The sequence below is a fragment of the Flavonifractor sp. An9 genome, from assembly GCF_002161245.1.
In the GTDB taxonomy this organism is placed as follows: Bacteria; Bacillota; Clostridia; order Oscillospirales; family Oscillospiraceae; genus Flavonifractor; species Flavonifractor avicola.
This window is the reverse complement of the sequence record NZ_NFHC01000021.1, coordinates 1-16,190: the sequence shown is the minus strand read 5'-3', so window position 1 is coordinate 16,190 and position 16,190 is coordinate 1. Positions and strand designations below refer to the sequence as shown.

The 16,190-nt window shown below is 61.9% G+C and carries 19 protein-coding genes and 1 other annotated feature; of the genes, 12 read left to right on the top strand and 7 right to left on the bottom strand.

The annotated features are described in order from the left end of the window. The first annotated feature begins 5 nt into the window (after positions 1-5). Both B5G40_RS12590 and ileS read left to right on the top strand, forming a co-directional pair. Positions 6-365, top strand: a complete 360-nt coding sequence (locus B5G40_RS12590; protein WP_158099534.1) for a VOC family protein — start codon at positions 6-8, stop codon at positions 363-365. Between the two features lie 80 nt (positions 366-445). Beyond that, positions 446-664 (top strand) — a binding site (T-box leader). A 73-nt stretch (positions 665-737) separates the two neighbouring features. Continuing rightward, entirely contained in the window at positions 738-3,533 is a 2,796-nt protein-coding gene (gene ileS / locus B5G40_RS12585) for an isoleucine--tRNA ligase (RefSeq protein WP_087399830.1), read from the top strand. 273 nt (positions 3,534-3,806) lie between these two features. Here the strand turns inward: ileS and B5G40_RS12580 are convergent, their stop codons facing one another. Then, positions 3,807-3,995, bottom strand: a complete 189-nt coding sequence (locus B5G40_RS12580) for a hypothetical protein (protein WP_087399829.1) — start codon at positions 3,993-3,995, stop codon at positions 3,807-3,809. A gap of 128 nt (positions 3,996-4,123) precedes the next feature. Between B5G40_RS12580 and B5G40_RS12575 the strand changes: the two genes are divergently transcribed. From B5G40_RS12575 to B5G40_RS12560, 4 genes are read left to right on the top strand one after another with little or no spacing between them, the layout of a single operon-like run. Then, positions 4,124-4,303 (top strand): hypothetical protein, encoded by a 180-nt coding sequence (locus tag B5G40_RS12575; RefSeq protein WP_087272846.1) that lies wholly within the window; start codon positions 4,124-4,126, stop codon positions 4,301-4,303. 60 nt (positions 4,304-4,363) lie between these two features. Beyond that, positions 4,364-4,819 carry a signal peptidase II gene (gene lspA, locus B5G40_RS12570; RefSeq protein WP_087399828.1) on the top strand — a complete coding sequence of 152 codons (456 nt, stop codon included), beginning with the start codon at positions 4,364-4,366 and terminating at the stop codon, positions 4,817-4,819. Then, the gene (locus B5G40_RS12565) at positions 4,816-5,730 is read left to right on the top strand and encodes an RluA family pseudouridine synthase (protein ID WP_087399827.1); all 915 of its coding nucleotides are present in this window, start codon (positions 4,816-4,818) and stop codon (positions 5,728-5,730) included. The genes lspA and B5G40_RS12565 overlap by 4 nt, the downstream gene beginning before the upstream one ends. Positions 5,731-5,771: 41 nt before the next feature. Beyond that, positions 5,772-6,578: an HAD-IIB family hydrolase gene (locus B5G40_RS12560; protein WP_087399826.1), complete on the top strand. Its 807-nt coding sequence runs from the start codon at positions 5,772-5,774 to the stop codon at positions 6,576-6,578. 44 nt (positions 6,579-6,622) lie between these two features. Here B5G40_RS12560 and B5G40_RS12555 read toward each other — a convergent pair whose 3' ends face one another. Next, positions 6,623-7,612: a biotin--[acetyl-CoA-carboxylase] ligase gene (locus tag B5G40_RS12555; protein WP_242959423.1), complete on the bottom strand. Its 990-nt coding sequence runs from the start codon at positions 7,610-7,612 to the stop codon at positions 6,623-6,625. A 174-nt stretch (positions 7,613-7,786) separates the two neighbouring features. Between B5G40_RS12555 and B5G40_RS12550 the strand changes: the two genes are divergently transcribed. Continuing rightward, positions 7,787-8,326, top strand: coding sequence for a biotin transporter BioY (locus B5G40_RS12550; RefSeq protein ID WP_087188928.1), 540 nt, complete (start codon positions 7,787-7,789; stop codon positions 8,324-8,326). Between the two features lie 63 nt (positions 8,327-8,389). Further along, positions 8,390-8,680, top strand: a complete 291-nt coding sequence (gene yabP, locus B5G40_RS12545) for a sporulation protein YabP (RefSeq protein ID WP_087399855.1) — start codon at positions 8,390-8,392, stop codon at positions 8,678-8,680. 130 nt (positions 8,681-8,810) lie between these two features. Here yabP and B5G40_RS17040 read toward each other — a convergent pair whose 3' ends face one another. After that, positions 8,811-9,005 (bottom strand): hypothetical protein, encoded by a 195-nt coding sequence (locus B5G40_RS17040; protein WP_162614485.1) that lies wholly within the window; start codon positions 9,003-9,005, stop codon positions 8,811-8,813. A 169-nt stretch (positions 9,006-9,174) separates the two neighbouring features. Here B5G40_RS17040 and B5G40_RS16935 point away from each other — a divergent pair, with 169 nt between their 5' ends. Together B5G40_RS16935 and B5G40_RS12535 are read left to right on the top strand one after the other, a co-directional pair. After that, a complete protein-coding gene (locus B5G40_RS16935; protein ID WP_087330569.1) occupies positions 9,175-9,450 on the top strand; it encodes a septum formation initiator family protein in 276 nt (91 codons plus the stop codon). A 28-nt stretch (positions 9,451-9,478) separates the two neighbouring features. Further along, positions 9,479-9,922 (top strand): S1 RNA-binding domain-containing protein, encoded by a 444-nt coding sequence (locus B5G40_RS12535; RefSeq protein ID WP_087188930.1) that lies wholly within the window; start codon positions 9,479-9,481, stop codon positions 9,920-9,922. A 65-nt stretch (positions 9,923-9,987) separates the two neighbouring features. Here the strand turns inward: B5G40_RS12535 and B5G40_RS12530 are convergent, their stop codons facing one another. Further along, positions 9,988-10,557 (bottom strand): sporulation protein, encoded by a 570-nt coding sequence (locus B5G40_RS12530; RefSeq protein WP_087272831.1) that lies wholly within the window; start codon positions 10,555-10,557, stop codon positions 9,988-9,990. Positions 10,558-10,673: 116 nt separating this feature from the next. Between B5G40_RS12530 and B5G40_RS12525 the strand changes: the two genes are divergently transcribed. After that, positions 10,674-11,258, top strand: a complete 585-nt coding sequence (locus B5G40_RS12525; protein WP_087272828.1) for a hydrolase — start codon at positions 10,674-10,676, stop codon at positions 11,256-11,258. Next, positions 11,258-12,649, top strand: coding sequence for an MATE family efflux transporter (locus B5G40_RS12520; RefSeq protein WP_087399824.1), 1,392 nt, complete (start codon positions 11,258-11,260; stop codon positions 12,647-12,649). Before B5G40_RS12525 ends, B5G40_RS12520 begins: the two co-directional genes overlap by 1 nt. 49 nt (positions 12,650-12,698) lie before the next feature. On the opposite strand, the gene B5G40_RS12515 is transcribed toward B5G40_RS12520, so the two are convergent. The 3 genes from B5G40_RS12515 to B5G40_RS12505 all read right to left on the bottom strand — a co-directional run bounded on the left by B5G40_RS12515 (position 12,699) and on the right by B5G40_RS12505 (position 16,062). Then, complete coding sequence (locus B5G40_RS12515; protein ID WP_087188934.1) at positions 12,699-13,298, bottom strand: Crp/Fnr family transcriptional regulator; 600 nt, start codon at positions 13,296-13,298, stop codon at positions 12,699-12,701. A gap of 117 nt (positions 13,299-13,415) precedes the next feature. Beyond that, positions 13,416-15,416, bottom strand: a complete 2,001-nt coding sequence (locus tag B5G40_RS12510; RefSeq protein ID WP_087399823.1) for an S-layer homology domain-containing protein — start codon at positions 15,414-15,416, stop codon at positions 13,416-13,418. A 115-nt stretch (positions 15,417-15,531) separates the two neighbouring features. Continuing rightward, complete coding sequence (locus tag B5G40_RS12505; protein ID WP_087399822.1) at positions 15,532-16,062, bottom strand: Ig-like domain-containing protein; 531 nt, start codon at positions 16,060-16,062, stop codon at positions 15,532-15,534. Between the last annotated feature and the right edge of the window lie 128 nt (positions 16,063-16,190).

The window sequence follows — 16,190 nt, the reverse complement described above, 5'->3', positions numbered from 1 at the left end:
TGACCATGCACTATCTGCACACCACCCTTTACGTCACCGATCTGGAGGCTTCCGTCTCCTTTCTGGAGAATTGGACCGGGCTGAAGGTCCTCCGCCGGTTCTCCATGGGCGACGCCCACTTTGCCTTCCTCTCCGGCGGGGAGGGGGAGACCGCTGTGGAGCTGATCCAGGGCGCCGGCCACTCTGACGTCCGCTATGCCGGTCTGTCCCTGGGCTTCGCCGTGGCCGACCTGGACGGGGAGCGGGCCCGGGCGGAGGCCGCCGGGCTGAACCCCACCCCCATCCGTGAGCCCCATCCGGGGGTCCGCTTCTGTTTCCTCACCGGTCCGGACGGACTTACCGTTCAGCTGATGCAAAAGGGGTAAAACCCCTTGACAGAAGCCTTGCAAACAGGTAAGATACTGGGAGACGCCAAAAAAGGGCGTCTCCCAGTGATTTTCATCTGCAAAATGCTGTGACGAGGACGAGTACCGCCCCCAACCCTGCGCAGAGAGCCGCCGTTTTGGTGCAAGGCGGACAGGACGGGCCGGGAAAATCACCTCTGAGCATGGCCGCCGAACGGAGTAAGCGGCCCCGGCTGGCCCCGTTACAGGCTGTCGAGCGGTCCCGGCCCGTCCGGGACAATGAGAGTGGTACCGCAGAGGTGTGCGCCTTTGTCTCTTGAGAGACGAAGGCGCTTTTTGTTTGCCTCCAACCCCGTTTTTTATTTATTTTCAATATAAAAAGGAGAAACACCCATGGACTACAACCAGACTGTCCACCTGCCCCAGACCGACTTCCCCATGCGGGCAGGCCTGCCCAAGCGGGAGCCCGATATGCTCCAGGAGATGTACGACCACGACCTGTACAACAAAATGGTGGGGCGCAACGAGGGCAAGCCCAGCTTCGTCCTCCACGACGGCCCGCCCTACGCCAACGGCAACATCCACATCGGCACCGCCCTGAATAAGATCCTGAAGGACATGATCGTCAAGCACAAGAACATGACCGGCTTCTGCGCCCCCTATGTGCCCGGCTGGGACACCCACGGTCTGCCCATCGAGTCCGCCGTTCTCAAGGACAAGAAGGTCAAGCGGGACGAGATGACCACCGCCCAGTTCCGCACCAAGTGCCGGGAGTACGCCGAGAGCTACATCGCCAAGATGACCGAGCAGTTTAAGCGCCTGGGCGTGCTGGGCGAGTGGGACAACCCCTATATCACCCTGCTGCCCGAGTTTGAGGCCAAGCAGATCGAGGTCTTCGGCAAGATGGCCGAGAAGGGCCTGATCTACAAGGGCATGAAGCCGGTGTACTGGTGCCCCGCCGACCAGACCGCTCTGGCCGAGGCCGAGATCGAGTACGCCGACGACCCCTGTACCACCATCTTCGTGAAATTCCCCGTCCGGGACGACAAGGGCAAGCTGGGCCGGTACGCCGACCTCAGCAAGACCTACTTCGTGATCTGGACCACCACCCCCTGGACCATCCCCGGCAACTTCGCCATCTGCCTGAACGCCGACTTCGACTACGTGCTGCTCCAGGTGCCCTCCGGCGACGTGTATATTCTGGCCAAGGACCTGGCTGAGAGCGTGTGCAAGGCCGCCCACATTGACTATGAGGCCTGCAAGGTGCTGGCCGAGCTGAAGGGCAGCGAGTTTGAGCTGATGACCGCCACCCACCCCCTCTTCGACCGTGAGTCCGTCATCCTCAACGGCGAGCACGTCACCCTGGACGCCGGTTCCGGCTGCGTCCACACCGCCCCCGGCTTCGGCGCCGAGGACTTCCAGATCTGCCAGCAGTACGACAAGGCCGGCCTGACCAACATCGGTGTGCCCGTGCCCGTCAACGCCAAGGGCGTCATGACCGATGAGCGCTACAACGGCCAGTTCTACGCCAAGGGCAACGACCTGGTGGTGGAGGACCTGGAGAAGGAAGGCTTCCTGGTGGCCAAGGAGCAGATCACCCACTCCTACCCCCACTGCTGGCGCTGCAAGAACCCCATCATCTACCGCGCCACCGAGCAGTGGTTCTGCTCCGTGGACGCCATCAAGGACACCGCCGTCAAGGCCTGCGATGACATCCAGTGGCACCCCGGCTGGGGCAAGGAGCGCATGATCTCCATGATCTCCGAGCGCAACGACTGGTGCATCTCCCGTCAGCGCGTGTGGGGCGTGCCCATTCCCATCTTCTACTGCGACGACTGCGGCGCCGACATCGTCACCCCCGAGACCATCGCCCATGTGGCCGCCCTCTTCCGGGAGCACGGCTCCAACGTGTGGTTTGACCGTGAGCCCCGCGACCTGCTGCCCGAGGGCTTCGTGTGCCCCAAGTGCGGCAAGGCCCACTTCTCCAAGGAGACCGACATCATGGACGTGTGGTTCGACTCCGGCTCCACCTGGGCTGCCGTGGCTGCCGAGCGTCCCTACCTGAAGTACCCCGCCGACCTGTACCTGGAGGGCGGCGACCAGTACCGCGGCTGGTTCCAGTCCTCCATGCTCACCTCCATCGCCGTCAACGGCGTGGCCCCCTATCACCAGATCGCCACCCACGGCTGGACCGTGGACGGCGAGGGCAAGGCCATGCACAAGTCTCTGGGCAACGCCGTGGCCCCCGATGAGGTCATCAAGGAGTACGGCGCCGATATGCTCCGCCTGTGGGTGGCCTCCGCCGACTACACCCAGGATATGCGTATCTCCAAGGAGATCATGAAGCAGCTCTCCCAGGCCTACCTGAAGATCCGCAACACCGCCCGCTATATGCTGGGCAACCTGTGCGACTTTGATCCCGACGCCAACCTGGTGCCGGTGGAACAGCTGATGGATCTGGACCGCTACGCCCTCCACTGCCTCAACGAGCTGGTGAAGAACGTCCGGGCCGCCTACGACCGCTACGAGTTCCACGGTGTGTACCGGGCCATCTACAACTTCTGCGTGGTGGATATGTCTAACTTCTATCTGGACATCATCAAGGACCGGCTGTACTGCGGCAGCGAGGAAGAGCGCCGCTCCGCCCAGACCGCCCTCTACTATATCCTGGACGGCATGACCCGCCTGGTGGCCCCCATCCTGGCCTTCACCTCCGACGAGATCTGGCACGCCATGAAGCACGCCAAGGGCGTGGACGCCGAGAGCGTGCTGCTCAACGATATGCCCGAGGACAACGCTGCCTTCGCTCTGGACGAGGCCGCCAAGGACCGCTGGGCCAAGCTGGTGGCTCTCCGTGACGCCGTCAACAAGGCCCTGGAGAACGCCCGCAACGCCGGCGTGTTCAAGAAGGCCCAGGACACCGAGGTGACTGTCTCCGTGTCCAACCAGGACGCCGGCTTCCTGAAGGACGTGGACCTGGCCTCCCTGTGCATCGTGTCCAAGGTCACCGTCACCACCGACAGCGTGGAGGGGGAGAAGAACGAGGAGTGCCTCATCCCCTGCACCATCGCCGTCAAGCTGTCCGAGGCCCCCAAGTGCCCCCGCTGCTGGAACCACAACGACGCCATCGGCACCGACGGCCATCACGCCGAACTGTGCCCCCGCTGCGCCGCTGTTGTGGGCGAGTAAGCCATATTGTGAAAAAGGGCCTGTTGCAAAATAGCTGTTTTGCACAAACCTGTCATTGCGAGCCAGTGCGCACACTGGCGTGGCAATCCGTTTCCCCGGCAAAAGGGACGGATTCCCACGAAAAACGGCCGCCCGGTGGGCGGCCGTTTTTCTCGGAATGACGGGTCTTTGTACGAGCTGCACATTTTGCAACAGGCCCTTTTTTGCGGGCGGCCATAAAGGCCGCCCCTACAGCAGACCGGGTGGGTCCGGTGTTTCCCGTAGGGGTGGCCTTTATGGCCGCCCGCCGTCCCGACCGATGGGCCCGTTTTCCGCCTCATAGGCCCGGATGTGGACCCGAAGGAGCTGGCGGACGTAGCCCGACAGGCTGCGGCAGGACTGCCGGGCCAACCAGACCGCTTTTTCTTTGGTCTCCGGGGTGACCTGGATGGAAATGGTGCGTGCTTTCTTTTTGTCCTCCATAGAAATGCCCCCTTTCGCTCATAATATCATTCTTAATCACTCTAGTCAACTCTATATAAATCTTTGTGAAATATCACTCTTATTGATATTATAAAGATACAAATAGATACAACGAGGAGGGAATGAGTATGGGCGTTCAGGAAGCCCCCTATTCTCTGCGGCTGGAGCATGAGGTCATGCAGAAGATCCGCGTTCTGGCCGCCAAGGAGCGGCGCTCCATCAATATGCAGCTGTGCATTGCCGTGGAATCCTATCTGAACCAGTACGAGCAGGAGCACGGGGAGATCCCCGTTCCCGCCGAGGATTGACCCCTTAGGGCCGTCCGTGTTACAATGAGAGGAACGATCTGTCAAAGGAGCCTAAAAACTATGCTCTATGCCATTTTGGCCTCCGCTCTGGTGGTGCTGGACCAGCTGGTGAAATTCCTGGTCCGGGCCTACATCCCCATGGGGGAGGGGGTCCCCTTTCTGCCCCACATCCTCCAGCTGACCTACTACCAGAACACCGGCGCGGCCTTTTCCATCTTTGAGGAACATACCTGGATTCTCACCCTGATCTCGGCGGCTGCCTCCATCCTTATCATCGTGCTGATGGTCAGAAAGACCTTCAACCACCCCTTCGGCATGGTCTCCCTGGCCCTGGTGCTGGCCGGTGCGGTGGGCAACCTCATTGACCGGCTCTTCCTGGGCTATGTCACCGATATGTTCCAGACCCTGTTTATGAACTTCCCCATCTTCAACGTGGCAGATATCTGCATTGTGTGCGGCGGCATCGCCTTCTGTGTCTACTTCCTGCTGTTCTGCAAAGAGGAGGACAAGGCATGACCCCCCTGCATCTCACCGCCGACCGGGCGGGGGAGCGGGCCGACCAGTTTCTGGCCCGGATGCTGCCCGAGCTGACCCGCTCGGCAGCCCAGCGGCTGCTGGAGGATGGGGCCGTTACCCTGAACGGCCTGCCGGTAAAGAAAAACTACAAGACCAGCCTGGGGGATGAATTGGTGCTGGCCCTGCCCGACCCCGCCCCCATCGACGTGGTGCCCCAGGACATCCCCTTAGACGTGATCTACGAGGACGACGACGTCATCGCCGTCAACAAGCCGGTGGGCCTGGTAGTTCACCCCGCCGCCGGGCATCCTGACGGCACCTTGGTCAACGCATTGTTATATCACTGCGGTAATTCACTCTCCGGAATCAACGGAGAGCTGCGCCCCGGCATTGTTCACCGCATTGACCGGGACACCTCGGGGCTCATCATTGCCGCCAAGAACGACTTTGCCCACCTGTCTCTGGCGGAGCAGCTCCAGGACCACTCCCTGTACCGGGAATACGAGGCGGTGTGTGTGGGCAATTTAAAGGACGAGTCGGGCACCGTGGACGCCCCCATCTTCCGCCACCCCACCGACCGGAAGAAGATGGCGGTGAACAAGCTCCAGGGCCGGCGGGCGGTGACCCACTGGTCGGTGCTGGAGCATTTAAACGGCTATACCCACATCCAGTGCCGCCTGGAGACCGGGCGCACCCACCAGATCCGGGTCCACATGGCCTACATGGGCCACCCCCTGCTGGGGGACGTGGTATACGGGTCCAAAAAGCCCTGGCCGGGGCTGGCGGGCCAGTGCCTCCACGCCCGGCGGCTGTCCTTCATCCACCCCCGCACCGGGGAACGGGTCACCCTGGAGTGCCCGCTGCCCCACTGGTTTGAGGCGGTGTTGACAAAGCTGCGCGCTATGGTATAAACTTTATAATATCAGTTTAATTCAGAAGGGAGGCGGCTGCCATCGGAAAGTTTGACGGTGTTCTGCTGGTCAGCGATTTTGACGATACCCTCTATGGTGAGAATATGCAGGTGGCCCCCGCCAACCTGACCGCCCTGGACTACTTCACCCGGGAGGGGGGCATCTTTACGGTGGCCACCGGACGGGCCCACCCCACCTTTGCCCCTCATGCCCGCTGCGCCCCCATCAACGCGCCGGTGGTGCTGTCCAACGGCTCGGCTCTGTACGATTTCCATGAGGACCGGATGGTATACGAGACCTTCCTGCCCCAGCGGGTGCGGGAGGACTTGGAGCAGGTGGCCCGGGACATTCCGGAGATCGGCTTTGAGGCCTACAACCACGACGATATCTACGTCTATCAGCCCAACGAGGTCACCCACCGGCATCTGACCCGGGCGGGGGCCACCGCGTCGGAGGTACCCATTGCCCGGATGCCGCTGCCCTGGAGCAAGGTCATTTTGCAGCAGCGCAACGAGATCCTGCTGGAGACCCAGCGGTATATGCTGGATCGGTGGGCGGAGCACTACGAGGTCATCTTCTCCAACGCCGTGCTGCTGGAGCTCACCCGGAAGGGGAGCAACAAGGGCGGCATGGTGGCCTATCTGGCCCGTTATCTGGGCATTGATCCCAAAAAGATCTACTGTGTAGGGGACAACCAGAACGACATCCCCATGTTGGCCATCTCGGCCATCCCCTTCGCCCCCTCCAACTGCGCCCAGGAGGTCAAGGACTGGGGCGCCCGCATCCTGTGTTCCTGCGAGGAGGGCTGCGTGGCCCAGATCGTGGAGATTCTGGACTCCATTTATTAAAACGCAAAAAGGACCGCATCCGATGGGGTGCGGTCCTTTTTTGTTTACACATAGCCCAGCAGGCCCCGGACGGAGACCTCGCCGGAGGAGAGAGCCTCCTCGCTGCCGTCGGCCCAGCGCACCACCAGGGCGAAGGTATCGTCCACCCCCACCGCCGTGCCGATGCGCTCCTCCTGGCCCCGCAGCACCTTGATCTGGCGGCCCACGGTGATGCAGCCGGCCCGGTACCGCTCCAGCCACTGGTCCCATTGCCCGGGAAAGTCCCGGTCCAGCCTGTCCAGGGCGTCCAGCAGGGCGGCGGCCATCTCCGCCCGGCGGGGAGCCTTTCCCATAGCCTGGGCCAGGGAGATGGCCACGGGGGCCACCTCGGGGCCAAAATCTTCTTCTGTCTGGGTCAGGTTCACCCCGATGCCCGCCACCACATAGCGCAGGGCGGCGGTCTCACCCTCCAGCTCCAGCTCAGTGAGGATGCCGCACAGCTTGCGCCCATCCAGAATCACGTCGTTGGGCCACTTGATGCCGGGACGAATGCCGCACACCTGCTCCACCGCGTCGCACACCGCCACCGCCGACCAGGCAGTGAGAGCGCTGACCTGCTCCAGGGGACAGTTTGGCCGCAGCAGGGCGGACAGGTACAGCCCCCCCGGCGGAGACACAAAGCTGCGGCCCCGGCGGCCCCGGCCTCCGGTCTGCTGGGCGGACACCACCACCAGCCCCTCGGGCACCTGATCCACCGCCCGGCGCTTCACCTCGTTGTTGGTGGAGTCCACCGTGTCCAGGCACACCAGGTTAGAGCCGATCTTCCGGCCGGGGACCATCAGCTCCCCGGGGGAGAGGAGATCGGGGGAGTCCTCCAGAGCATAGCCCCGGCGGGGAGCGGAGGAGATCACATACCCCTCCTGCCGCAGGCCCTCCATGGCCTTCCACACCGCCGCACGGCTCACCCCCAGCTTCTGGCTCATGGCCTCCCCCGACAGGGGAGCGCCCCCCTGGGCCTTCAGCAGGGCCAGTACCTCATCCCGCAGCATGGTCATCCATCCTTTCCCCTTCCGGCGGGCCACCCTAAAGGTCGCCCCCACATTTTTTCTATGGTATATTGTAGCCTGCCTCAGCTCTCTTTGTCAACCAATTTGATTTTATAGTTGACATTCTCTCTATTGTAAACTATAATCCAATTAGAGTTTACAATATGCCCAGGAGGTACCACCATGAAAGTCAAGTCTCTGGTCCACGTCGCCGTAATGGCGGCCCTCATTACCCTGTGCGCCTGGATCACCATCCCCACGGTAGTGCCCTTTACCTTGCAGACCTTTGCCATTTTCCTGGCGGTGGGCATCCTGGGGGGCAAGCTGGGCTCCCTGTCCGTGCTGGTCTACCTGCTGCTGGGAGCGGTGGGCCTGCCGGTGTTCTCCGGCTTTTCCGGCGGCATCGGTCGGTTTGCCGGGGTCACCGGCGGCTATCTCATCGGCTTTCTCCTCATCCCCCTGGTGATGTGGGGGGCCCAGACACTCTTTGGCAAAGGCCCGGTGGTCTTTGTGCTGTCCGCCGTTGTGGGGCTGGCGGTGTGCTACGCCTTCGGCACCGCCTGGTTCGTCCTGATGTACGCCGCCACCAGCGGCCCCATTGGGGTGGTATCCGCTCTGTGGAGCTGCGTCATCCCCTTCCTCATCCCCGATGCCCTCAAGCTGGCTCTGGCCCTGGTCCTCAGCCGCCGGCTGGCCCCTGTGATGGCAAAGGCCATGGCGTGACTCATATCCCATGCCCCTGTCCCATATAGTAGAGACAAGACTATGTGGGAAAGGGGCATTGTCATGCCGTATGAAAGTGAGCGGGGCCGGCCGGAGGTGGCCCACCATCTGATCCTGGAGGACCGGGAGCGCCTGTCGGTGTCCGGGGTGGAGGAGGTGGAGAGCTTTGACGAAAACACCATCGTCATGCACACCTCCCAGGGCACCCTGATTATCCGGGGGGAAAATCTGCACATTGAAAAGCTGAGTCTGGACGGCGGGGACCTGAAGGTGGAGGGGGACGTGGACTCCCTGACCTACGAGGACGGCCGGGGGGATCGCTCCGGCGGCTTCTTTAGCCGCCTGTTCCGCTGAGATGGAGATCTGGGTTTCTGAGCAGGCCCTTTTTCTGCTGGGAGCGGTGGGCCTGGGGGCGGCGGCAGGGCTGATCTACGACCTGCTGCGCATCCTGCGGGTACGCCTGCCCCTCCCTCTCATCGGGGGACTAATGGACCTGCTGTTCTGGCTGGTGGTGACGGCGGCCATCTTTGTCTACTCCACGGTGGCGGGCCGGGGACAGGTGCGGGGCTATCTGCTGGCCGGGATACTGGCCGGCGGCGGGGTCTACTTCTGGGCCCTGAGCCGGGGCTTTTTGTGGCTGGGCTACCGGCTGGCCGATCTTGTTGGGGTGGTGTGGCATATTGTTACACTACCCCTTGTGGTGATGGGGAAGGTCTGTAAAAAAATCGGAAAATCCGCAAAAAAAGCCTTCCATTATCGTCCGAAGTGGTATAAAATAAATACAATATCCGATGAAACGGAAGATACCCCCCGGTCAGACCGGGCCGCCGACGGGGAAGGAGTCACCCATGAAACTCAAGAAAGCATCCCTTCTGACCAAACTCGTCATCCTGGCGCTGCTCATCGGCACGGCCACCGGCCTGCTGACCATGCGCAGTCAGCTCCAGGCCGCTCAGGCCGATCTGGCCGCCGCCCAACAGCAGGTGGAGGAGCAGAAGCAAGTCAACGCCGACCTGGCCGACGCCGTGGAAAACAGCGGCGATCCGGACCGGCAGGCTGACCTGGCCCGTGAGAAGCTGGGCCTGGTGGAGCCGGGCGAATACGTCTTCCAGTTCACCGATTGAATTTTGAAAGAGAGGATTTTTCAGGCAAATGGAGTTTGGTGTTGGTACGATTGTGGAAGGAAAGGTCACAGGCATCACGAAGTTCGGCGCTTTCGTCTCGCTGCCCGAGGGCAAATCGGGGCTGGTGCATATCTCTGAGATTGCCTATTCCTATGTAAACGATGTAAAGGATCATCTGAAGGAAGGGCAGGAGGTCAAGGTCAAGGTCATCGGCATCGACGAGAACGGCCGTATCAACCTCTCCATTAAGAAGGCTATGGATCCGCCTCCCCGTCCCGCCGGTCACGGCGGTCAGGGCCGTCCCGGCGGACGCGACCGCGGCTTCAACGGCGGTTTCCGTGGCAAGCCCGCTCCCGCCGAGCCCACCACCTTTGAGGATCGGCTGAAGCAGTTTATGGCCTCCTCCGACAGCAAGCTGTCCGAGCTGCGCCAGGCTGAGCGCCGCAGCTCCCGCCGCGGCGGCCGGAAGTAATTCCATCCGTACATCACAAATCCCCGCGTCTCAAGACGCGGGGATTTTTCTTTGCCGGGGCGAAGTCATCCCCCCAGCACCTGCCACACCCCCAGTGCGATGAGGAGCAGGCCGGACAGGGGGAGGGCGAACCGGCCCAACAGCCGCCCGGCCACCTTGTCGGCCAGCACCCGGCCCAGGGGCAGAGCAGCCAGGGTAAGTATGAAATTGGCCAGAGAGGCCAGAACCGGGCCTACGCCGGAGGCCCCGGCGGCCACACCCACCCCGGCGTTGTTCACCGCCAGGGCGGCGGCCAGAGCCACCCAGCCCAGCAGGCTCTTCCCGGCGGCGGGGGTATCCTCCTGTCCGGTCTCTCCCAGACCCCGCAGCCAGTCCAGCACAAACCACAGCCCGATCCCCGCCAGCACCAGCCCCCCCAGGGCTCCGGCAAAGCTGCGGCCCAGGGTGGCCGCCGCCCCCTCGCCCAGCACCAGGGACAGCCAGGTGATGAGGGTGGTCAGCCCGGCGATCACCAAGGTGTGGGCAGGGGAGGGACGTACCCCCCGTACCGCCCAGCCCATGGCCAGGATCACCGTATCAAAATTACAGGCGGCGGCAAACAGGACCGCCGCCGCCAGCATGGAAAACCACTCCATGGAGCACCTCCTGTTCCGCCCATTCTATTCGGGGTACGAATCAGCGGTGCATGGGGTGGTTTTTTGTGGGGGGTTGTGCTATACTGGCATTTAAGCCAATGACAAGGAGGTCTGTCATGGACAGCAAGGAAGTATTTCTTCAGATTTACCGGGACAACATCCACCGGGAGGGCTCCGACGCTCTGCTGGACTACCTGGAGCACAAGAGCGACTTTTTCACCTCTCCCGCCTCCGCCCGGTTCCACGGCTCCTACCCCGGCGGCCTGTGCGAGCACAGCGTCAACGTCTACCGCTGCCTGGAGGCCTATCTGGAGCGGGAACGGGTACGGGAGCTGTATGGCCTGGATTACTCCCCGGAGACGGTTGCCCTGGTCTCCCTCCTCCATGACGTATGCAAAATCGGCTGCTACCGGGGCGGCACCCGCAATGTAAAGGGCCCCGACGGCAAGTGGCAGAGCGTGCCCACCTTCTTCTATGAGGATAATCTTCCCTACGGTCACGGGGAGAAGAGCGTGTACATTCTCTCCGGCTTTTTGCGCCTCACCCGGGAGGAGGCCATGGCCATCCGCTGGCACATGGGCTTCTCCGGCGACGAGGACAAGCGGCTGGTGGGGCAGGCCTTCCAGCAGTATCCTCTGGCCTTCGCCCTCAGCGTGGCGGACATGGAGGCCACCTATTTTCTGGAGAAAGACGAGGCGTAATGGCTGTGGCAAAACGAGAAAACGACCTGGGCCGGGACCCGGTAGGCAAGCTGCTGCTGCGGCTGGCGCTGCCCTCGGTCACCGCCCAACTGGTAAACGCCCTGTACAACATTGTGGACCGGATCTACATCGGCCACATCGAAGGAGTGGGAGACCTGGCCCTTACCGGTCTTGGCGTATGCTTCCCGGTGCTGATGTTTGTCTCCGCCATCTCCGCCCTGGTGGGCATGGGCGGCGGCTCCCGGGCTGTGGTACGGATGGGCGAGGGCAAGGAGGATCAGGCCAACGCCATCCTGGGTAACTGCACCGCCCTGCTCATCGCCCTGTCGGTGCTGGTGACCGCCCTCTTCCTGGCCATCAAGGAGCCTATGCTCCTCCTCTTCGGTGCCACGAAGGAGACCATCGGCTTCGCCACCGACTATCTGACCATCTATCTGTGGGGCACCATTTTTGTGGAGATCTCCCTGGGGCTTAACTTCTTTATCACCTCCCAGGGCTTTTCCACCATCTCCATGGCCACGGTGCTCATCGGCGCGGCGACCAACATCGTGCTGGACCCGGTGTTTATCTTCGGCTTCAATATGGGCGTCAAGGGCGCTGCCCTGGCCACCATCACCGCCCAGGGCGTCTCTGCGGTGTGGGTGCTCCGGTTCCTCACCGGCAAGCGCACCAGGCTGCGGCTGCAAAGTCGGTACTTCCGTATCAATCCCAAGGTACTGGCCCCGGTAGTGGCTCTGGGCGTATCCCCCTTCATCATGAACGCCACTGAGAGCCTGGTAAACGTAGCCTTCAACGCCTCCCTGAAGGCCTACGGCGGCACCTCCGCCGTGGGGGCCATGACCATCTGCTCCAGCGTGCTGCAGATCTTCTTCCTGCTCCTCCAGGGCATCGCCCAGGGGGCCCAGCCCATCATCGGCTTCAACTACGGCGCTGGCAACCTGGACCGGGTGAAGAAGGCTTTCAAGCTGCTGCTCATCAGCGCCTTTACTTTCAGCTGTACCGCCTGCCTGGCTCTGGAGCTCTTCCCCCACGCCTTTGTGATGCTCTTCAACGATAAGCCGGAGCTGGTGGATCTGGCGGTGTGGGCCCTGCGGATCTATGTGTGCGGAATGTTTATGCTGGGGGTCCAGACCTCCTGTCAGCAGACCTTCGTGGCCCTGGGCCAAGCCAAGATCTCCCTGTTTCTGGCCCTGCTGCGGAAGGTCATCCTGCTGCTTCCCCTCATTCTCATCCTGCCCCGGCTCATCACCGGCCACCAGGTCATGGCGGTGTTTCTGGCTGAGCCGGTGGCCGACGTTCTGGCCGCCCTCACCACCGGGTCCATGTTCCTGTGGCGTTTCCCCCGCATTCTGGCCCGCCGCCAGAAGGAACTGGATGCCAAACACGCCTGAACCTAAACAAAAAAAGGACGTATCGCCTTGGCGATACGTCCTTTTTCTATTATTCTTCCTCGGCGGCCTGGAGCTGGCCCGCCTCCCGCAGGGTACGGCGCAGGCGGCTGAGGGTCACCTGGGTCATACCCAGGAAGGAGGCAACGTGCTTCCCGCTGACATGGCGGTGCAGGTCCGGATAGGCCCGCAAAAACCACTGATACCGGTCCATGGCGTCATACTGGTACATGGCGGCCTTCACCTCCCAGTGGCGCTTGAGAGCGTCCAGCAGAAAACAGCTGTACAGGCGATAGAGCTGGGGATATTCCTCCAGCATTTCCAGTACCAGACTCATGGGCAGCTCCAGCACCAGGCTGTCGGTAAGTGCCTCAATGTTGATGGTGGCCGGCTCCCCCAGGGCGATACAGGCCGTGGCCGGGGACCCCGGCTCAAAGGCAAAGCAGTCGGTGATGTCCCGGCCGCCGGCATCCAGAAAATAGCCCCGCAGCAGCCCCTGGACCAAAAAGGTCAGCTTGGTCGGCGTTTCCCCTTCCCGGTAAAGCAGGTGGCCCTTTTTTACGTTCCGCAGTTCGCCCCACTCCGTGAGCCTCTGGATGAGGGACTGGTCCGACAGTCCGAACAGGTGATGGTAAAGTTCTGGCAGATCCATCTCTCACCCTCCCAACACAAAATATTAGTGTTTTATTTTATCATATTTTGCGTGGTTTCTACATTATCCCAGGTTAATTCCTATGAAATTGTTGTCCAAATACCGGCAGATACCGGGTCACACCCGGGGGGTCAGTCCGGCCAGACGGCAGAGAATGGCTGCCGTCTCCGCCCGGCTGATATTGGTATTGCCGTGGAAGCTTCCATTGTTATCTCCCTCCACGATGCCGGCCCGGTACCACAGGTAAACCACGGGGCCGTAGGGATCGGTCTCCTGTACGTCGGGGACCTCACCGTTGAACACCACCTTGATGACCTCCTTCTCCTCCGAAGGCACCGCCCGGTCCAGCAGATCCACCATCTGGAAGCGGGTGGCCTTGTTCAGCATGGTGGACAGAGGCACCTCACTGGTGGTAAACAGGCCCTGATCCACGCAGTAATTGTAGGCGCCCAGGTACCAGGCGCCGTCGGAGGTGGGAACGCTCTCCCCCTGGCGCTCGGCGTACAGCCGGGCGGTGAGGGTGACCACCTCGGCCACGGTGAGGGTGGCGTTGGGGCTGAACTTATCGCCGCCGGTGCCCTTCATCAGGCCGGCCTGGGCGGCCTTCACCGCATAGTCGGCGTACCACTGGTTGGCGGGCACGTCGCTGAAGGAGAAGTCGCCGTTCTCACCGTCGCCGGGATCGGGGGTGGGGTCGGGATCAGGATAGGGATCGGGGTCGGGATTAGGGTCAGGGTCAGGATCAGGCTGCTGTCCGCCGCCCTCCCCAACGGGATAGGAGTGGACCCCGGAGCTGTCCAGCACATAGAACACGGGGGTAGAATCGTGGGTGGAGTACCACACCACCTTGCCGTTGTAGCTGATGGGATGGCAGCGGGACATCTGCACGCCGTCAGCGGTCTTGATGTCGGAGACGGTGCCGTCGGCGGAATAGGTAGCATACTGGATGCTTTCCTTATTGTAATAGTAGCCGTTATCCCACTTCTCAGCCAACTGCCACAGGATGTAGCCGCCGTCCGGACCGGTGGGAACCAGCACAGGCTGAGAGCCGTACAGCTCGGAGTCGCTGGGCCAGGAGGTAAGCTGACGCACGGTGGTGCCGTTGGAGGAGACGTCATCCTTGCTGGTATAGCTCAGGAAGATGTTCATGGGGTCTTGTCCGATGGTGGAAGCCGAGCCCTTACCGGTGCTGCTGTAGGCGGCCAGGTAGCCGGAGGAGGTCTCCGCCAGGTCGGTCACATTGGCGCCGGTGGTATTCTCGCCCACCCTGCCGGACCAGGTGGTCAGGTTGAAGGTTTTGCAGCCGTTGGCGAAGGTGTCGCTCCCCGCCTTGTTGTCGTAAATGGACAGACAGGCCCCTCTGGGGTAGGCGTCGCCGTGGTCCAGAGCCACCAGCCGCCCCTGGCTGTCCACCAGGATGAACTGGTTGAAGGAGTGGGACACATAGCCCTTGTTGGACACCACGTCGTGATAGCCGTCGGTGATGGTCATATCGGACTCACGCACCGAGAAGGTCAGATTGGCCTGGTGGTTCAGCCCGTCGCCGGACTGGTACATCTCATGGCTGGTACGCACATAGAGGTAGCCGTTGTACTCGTCGCACCGCAGGCTGCCGGCATCAAAGGGGATGGTGGTGTTGGCCCCCCGCAGGCTGGCCTGGCCCAGGCGGTTCCAGTCCTTGTCGTACTTCACCACCCGGATGACCTCGGCGTTGTCGTCCTCACTGGGGTTCTCCTGGCCGAAAATCACAAAGTTGTAGTCCTCACCGGCATAGAAGCCGCCCCACAGGTCCAGCTCCATATCCAGATCCACCGAGGAGATCAGCTGGAAGTTGCTGTCGTAGGTCTCGGCCACCAGCCGGGGATAGGCGCTCCATTTCATAAAATTTCCCTGGGCATCGACGATTTTGACACCCTGGAAGTTTTCCACCCGCACCAGGTTGTCGCCGTCCTGGTACAGGTAGGCGTCAATGGGCACCGCCCAGTTGCCGTTGTAGGTGCCGCCGGCAATGGTGGATTTCAGGGGCGTCGGTTCTGCGGCCCAGGCCGCCGGCAGCATGGAGATCGCCATGGCCAGAACACACAGACAGGAAAGCAGGCGGAAAGATTGTCTTTTCATTGTTCATTCTCCTTCTCTTGATTTTGGGGTTTCGCGGGAGCTTTGTCTGTTAGTGTTCCGAACCGGCAGCCCGGTTTTAAAGCCGGACAAAATTTTTTTATTTTTTTTGCGCGGGTCAGCTGGCGCTTACGGTGACCTGGAAGGACACGTTGTCGGTGAAGGTCAGCACACCATCCTGACTATCCACGCGCAAGGTGACTACGCCGCTGATGGTGGCTGTGCCCGGGGCGTTGGCAGTGAGCTGACAGCTGGTGGGCTCCTGGTCACCCACCGTCACCACCGATGGATTGCTGCTGCTCCACACGGTAGAGGCGATGGTAAAGCTGGTATACAGGGAATAGGAGGAAAATCCGTGATACCGGCTCTGCCCCACACTGAGGGTGATGCCGTCCAACTGGTAGTCCCAGGGCACTTCATTCTTGGCCTGCACGGTAATGGTATAGTGGACGTTGGGTTCCCGGGGGTTGACAGCCGTCAGCACCACCGTGCCGGGGGACAGGATGGTAAACCAGCCGGAGCTGTCAATGGGCGCCACACTGGAATTGGAGGAGCTGTAGGTCAACCCCGCCGGCAGACCGGCGTCAGAGGGATTCAGATTTCCCCACTGTCCTCCAAAGCTGTAGCCGCGCCCCAGCTCAGCGCTCATGCTCCGGTTCTCCACCACCGGGGTCACCGGGGTTGGTGTAGGCGTGGGGGTTGGTCTGGGTGTTGCCGTGGGACTGGGGGTAGCGGCAGGCGTGGGAGAGGGTGACGTGGTAGAGCTGGTGGTGGCTG

What these genes read in the sequence shown, in the direction of transcription:
- B5G40_RS12590 (WP_158099534.1), top strand. Translation starts at nt 6, where the DNA reads ATGCACTATCTGCACACCACCCTTTACGTCACCGATCTGGAGGCTTCC.
- ileS (WP_087399830.1), top strand. Translation starts at nt 738, where the DNA reads ATGGACTACAACCAGACTGTCCACCTGCCCCAGACCGACTTCCCCATG.
- B5G40_RS12580 (WP_087399829.1), bottom strand. Translation starts at nt 3,995, where the DNA reads ATGGAGGACAAAAAGAAAGCACGCACCATTTCCATCCAGGTCACCCCG.
- B5G40_RS12575 (WP_087272846.1), top strand. Translation starts at nt 4,124, where the DNA reads ATGGGCGTTCAGGAAGCCCCCTATTCTCTGCGGCTGGAGCATGAGGTC.
- lspA (WP_087399828.1), top strand. Translation starts at nt 4,364, where the DNA reads ATGCTCTATGCCATTTTGGCCTCCGCTCTGGTGGTGCTGGACCAGCTG.
- B5G40_RS12565 (WP_087399827.1), top strand. Translation starts at nt 4,816, where the DNA reads ATGACCCCCCTGCATCTCACCGCCGACCGGGCGGGGGAGCGGGCCGAC.
- B5G40_RS12555 (WP_242959423.1), bottom strand. Translation starts at nt 7,612, where the DNA reads ATGACCATGCTGCGGGATGAGGTACTGGCCCTGCTGAAGGCCCAGGGG.
- B5G40_RS12550 (WP_087188928.1), top strand. Translation starts at nt 7,787, where the DNA reads ATGAAAGTCAAGTCTCTGGTCCACGTCGCCGTAATGGCGGCCCTCATT.
- yabP (WP_087399855.1), top strand. Translation starts at nt 8,390, where the DNA reads ATGCCGTATGAAAGTGAGCGGGGCCGGCCGGAGGTGGCCCACCATCTG.
- B5G40_RS17040 (WP_162614485.1), bottom strand. Translation starts at nt 9,005, where the DNA reads ATGCCACACCACCCCAACAAGATCGGCCAGCCGGTAGCCCAGCCACAA.
- B5G40_RS16935 (WP_087330569.1), top strand. Translation starts at nt 9,175, where the DNA reads ATGAAACTCAAGAAAGCATCCCTTCTGACCAAACTCGTCATCCTGGCG.
- B5G40_RS12535 (WP_087188930.1), top strand. Translation starts at nt 9,479, where the DNA reads ATGGAGTTTGGTGTTGGTACGATTGTGGAAGGAAAGGTCACAGGCATC.
- B5G40_RS12530 (WP_087272831.1), bottom strand. Translation starts at nt 10,557, where the DNA reads ATGGAGTGGTTTTCCATGCTGGCGGCGGCGGTCCTGTTTGCCGCCGCC.
- B5G40_RS12525 (WP_087272828.1), top strand. Translation starts at nt 10,674, where the DNA reads ATGGACAGCAAGGAAGTATTTCTTCAGATTTACCGGGACAACATCCAC.
- B5G40_RS12520 (WP_087399824.1), top strand. Translation starts at nt 11,258, where the DNA reads ATGGCTGTGGCAAAACGAGAAAACGACCTGGGCCGGGACCCGGTAGGC.
- B5G40_RS12515 (WP_087188934.1), bottom strand. Translation starts at nt 13,298, where the DNA reads ATGGATCTGCCAGAACTTTACCATCACCTGTTCGGACTGTCGGACCAG.
- B5G40_RS12510 (WP_087399823.1), bottom strand. Translation starts at nt 15,416, where the DNA reads ATGAAAAGACAATCTTTCCGCCTGCTTTCCTGTCTGTGTGTTCTGGCC.
- B5G40_RS12505 (WP_087399822.1), bottom strand. Translation starts at nt 16,062, where the DNA reads ATGAGCGCTGAGCTGGGGCGCGGCTACAGCTTTGGAGGACAGTGGGGA.